The organism is Pseudomonas sp. P7548, from assembly GCF_013386585.1.
GTDB lineage: Bacteria > Pseudomonadota > Gammaproteobacteria > Pseudomonadales > Pseudomonadaceae > Aquipseudomonas.
Genome location: NZ_JACARO010000125.1, coordinates 1 through 3,029 on the forward strand (window position 1 = coordinate 1; position 3,029 = coordinate 3,029).

Sequence of the window (3,029 nt, forward strand, 5' to 3'; positions counted from 1 at the left end):
TCAAGTCGCCTTACAGGTCGGCATTGATGCTGGCCGTTTTGACAATGCCCGGCGCCAGCGCCCTGGCCGACAACGCCGAAACGGCGAACAAGAGCAACAACCCCCTCAACCTCGCCCCAGGTGCCAACCTGCAGGACTACTACACCCCCAGGCTCTTCGACACTAACGCCCACACCAACGACCTGTTACTGCGCGGCACGTTGCCGGTCGCGCCCTCGGACTTTATCGGTGTGCCGCAACTGTTGCGCGCCACGCTGCCCATCAGCACGCGACCCGACCCGCACAGTGGCTACAGCACTGGCATCGGCGACCTGAACCTGTTCGATATCTTCTTGCTCAAGACCGAAGGCGTGCAGTTGGGCATCGGCCCGCAGATCACCGCGCCCACGGCTGAGCACGATGAGCTGGGCACCGGCAAATGGCAGGCCGGGCTGGCGGCCATTGCCATCGATGCATCACCCCGTGGGTTGCTGGGCGCGCTGGTGCAATACCAAAGCTCATTTGCCGGGGACCGTGACCGAGCGCACGTGGAGAGTGCAACTTTTCAACCGTTTATCATTCATAACCTGCCGAAGGGCTGGTACCTGCGTTCCACCGGCACCTGGACCTTCGATTTGAAGAACGACACCCACTACATCCCGGTCGGTTTTGGCGCGGGCAAAGCCTGGAAAGCCGGCACCAACATCGTGAACGCCTATGTAGAGCCACAATGGACCGTGGCACGCAAAGGCGATGGCCTGCCTCAGTTCACCTTGTTCGCAGGGATTAACGTGACGTTCGGCAAATAAAACTGGAAACTCGGCGCTTTCATCCCACGCCCTTTAAAAAGATCTCTGGAAGGACGCAACAACATGATTGGAAAACCGACGCGCCTGCTGTTGGCGAGCCTCTCGATACTGATGAGTACCGGCGCCCTGGCCGACTTCACGGCCACCCCCGCCGAAGCCCGGGCCATTGCCAAGGAGGCGTACCTGTATGGCTACCCGGTCGTGGCGATGTACAAGACGCTCTACACCCAGGCCGTTGATAAAGGCGGTGCCAACTTCAAGGCCCCGTTCAACCATATCGGCAACACCGCCCAGGTGTTCACCCCCAAGGACACTGCGTTCGTCACTCCGAACTCGGACACGCCCTACTCCTTCGTGTGGATGGACCTGCGCAAGGAACCCTTGGTCCTGACCCTGCCGAAGATCGAAGACAACCGTTACTACTCGGTGCAGTTGATCGACCTCTACACCCAGAACATCGCCTACCTGGGCACCCGCAGCACCGGCAACAATGGCGGTCACTACATGATCGCGGGGCCAGACTGGAAAGGTCAGCAGCCGGTAGACGTCGACCGCGTGGTCTACAGCGAAAGCAACATCGCCTACGCCCTATACCGCACGCAATTGTTTGACGAAAAGGACCTGAACAAGGTCAAGCAGATCCAGAACGGCTACAAAGTGCAGTCGCTGAGCAGCTATGTGAAACAGCCGGCCCCGGCCGCCGTGCCGAAGATCGAATGGCCCAAGCCGATGGCCACCATGACCGAAGGCCCGCAACTGTTCCGCTACCTGAACTTCATGCTGGCGTTTGCTGCCCCCCAGGACAGCGAAAAAGACCTGCTGGCCCGCTTCGCCAAGATCGGCATCGCCCCGGGCGCGCCATTCAAGGTCAAAGAGCTGACGGTTGAGCAACGCAAGGCCCTGGAAGACGGTATCGCCGACGCCCGGGCTGAATTTGCGGCCTTCAAGAAAGACAAAATCGACACCCATCAGGTGTCCAGCGGCGACCTGTTCGGCAGTCGTGACCGCCTGAAAAACAACTACCTGTACCGCTATGCCGGGGCTGACCTGGGCATTTTCGGCAACTCCACCGACGAAGCGATCTACATGACCTACTTTGTCGACAGCGAAGGTAAACCGGCCAACGGCGCACGCCACAGCTACACCGTGCATTTCGCCAAGGACCAACTGCCGCCAGCCGATGCCTTCTGGTCGCTGACCATGTACGACGCCAAGACCAAGCTGCTGGCGCCGAACCTGAAGAAACGCTACCTGATCAATTCGCGGATGCTGCCCAACCTCAAGCTGGACGCCGACGGCGGCCTGACCCTGGCGTTGCAGCACCATGAGCCGCCGAAAGCCGAACAGAGCAACTGGCTGCCGGCACCTCCCGGCCCGTTTTATGCCGTACTGCGGATTTACCTGCCCAAGCCTGAGGTGGGTAATGGTCAATGGAAACTGCCGCCGTTGACACCGCTCAAGTAACGCCGCGTGCCCGGCCGCAACAGGGTTAGGCCGGGCATGTAACCCCCTGATATCAGGCCGATACAAGGATGGATGACGCCATGATTTCACCTGCTCGTGCGCAAGGGTTCTGCGCTACGCCTCTGGTTTTCGGAATGCTCACCAGCTGCGGCGTGTCGGCGGCCAACCTGCCGCAACTGGGCAGCCCCACACCGCCCCCCAAGGCCGATGCCGAAACCTGCCATCGCCTCCAGCAAGACTTCGATATCGACCTCAAGCAAGTGGTCAAGGCCGGTTGCGAGCCGTCCACCGAGCAGATCGCCAAGTTGATGGACAACCCGGTGGGCAACCTGGTGTTGCTGTTCAACCAGTTCGACTACAGCGCCCTCAAAGGCCCCCATAGCAACGGTACGCGCTACCTGGGCAAATACAGCTTCATGCCGACCTTTCCCATTTCCCTGGGGGAGGACTGGAACTTGATCAACCGCCTCCCGGTGAGCTATGTCAGCGCACCAGTCAATTCCAAGGCGGGCGACCTGATCGGCATGAGCCCCTACGGCGTGCTGACGGACCGCGACTTTCCCTCGGTGGTGAACGACCCGTTCGACCGCACTTCGGGCTTTGGCGACCTGGCGTACGTGGGCGTGTTCTCGCCCAAGCAGCCGGTGCGCTTTGCCAACGGCGGCAAGATGGTCTGGGGCTTCGGCCCCACGGCCATGTTCCCCACGGCCGAGAGAGACGTGCTGGGCACCGGTAAATACTCACTCGGCCCCGCCTTTGTTGCGGCCTATCTGGGCG

The 3,029-nt window shown here is 60.8% G+C and carries 2 protein-coding genes and 1 pseudogene; all 3 read left to right on the top strand.

Annotation, left to right across the window (positions count from 1 at the left end):
* The first annotated feature begins 26 nt into the window (after positions 1-26).
* Entirely contained in the window at positions 27-788 is a 762-nt protein-coding gene (locus tag HX803_RS31150; RefSeq protein ID WP_178925923.1) for a hypothetical protein, read from the top strand.
* A gap of 63 nt (positions 789-851) precedes the next feature.
* A complete protein-coding gene (locus HX803_RS31155) occupies positions 852-2,252 on the top strand; it encodes a DUF1254 domain-containing protein (protein ID WP_178925924.1) in 1,401 nt (466 codons plus the stop codon).
* A 134-nt stretch (positions 2,253-2,386) separates the two neighbouring features.
* A pseudogene (locus tag HX803_RS31160) lies at positions 2,387-3,029 on the top strand (transporter); the annotation flags it as partial.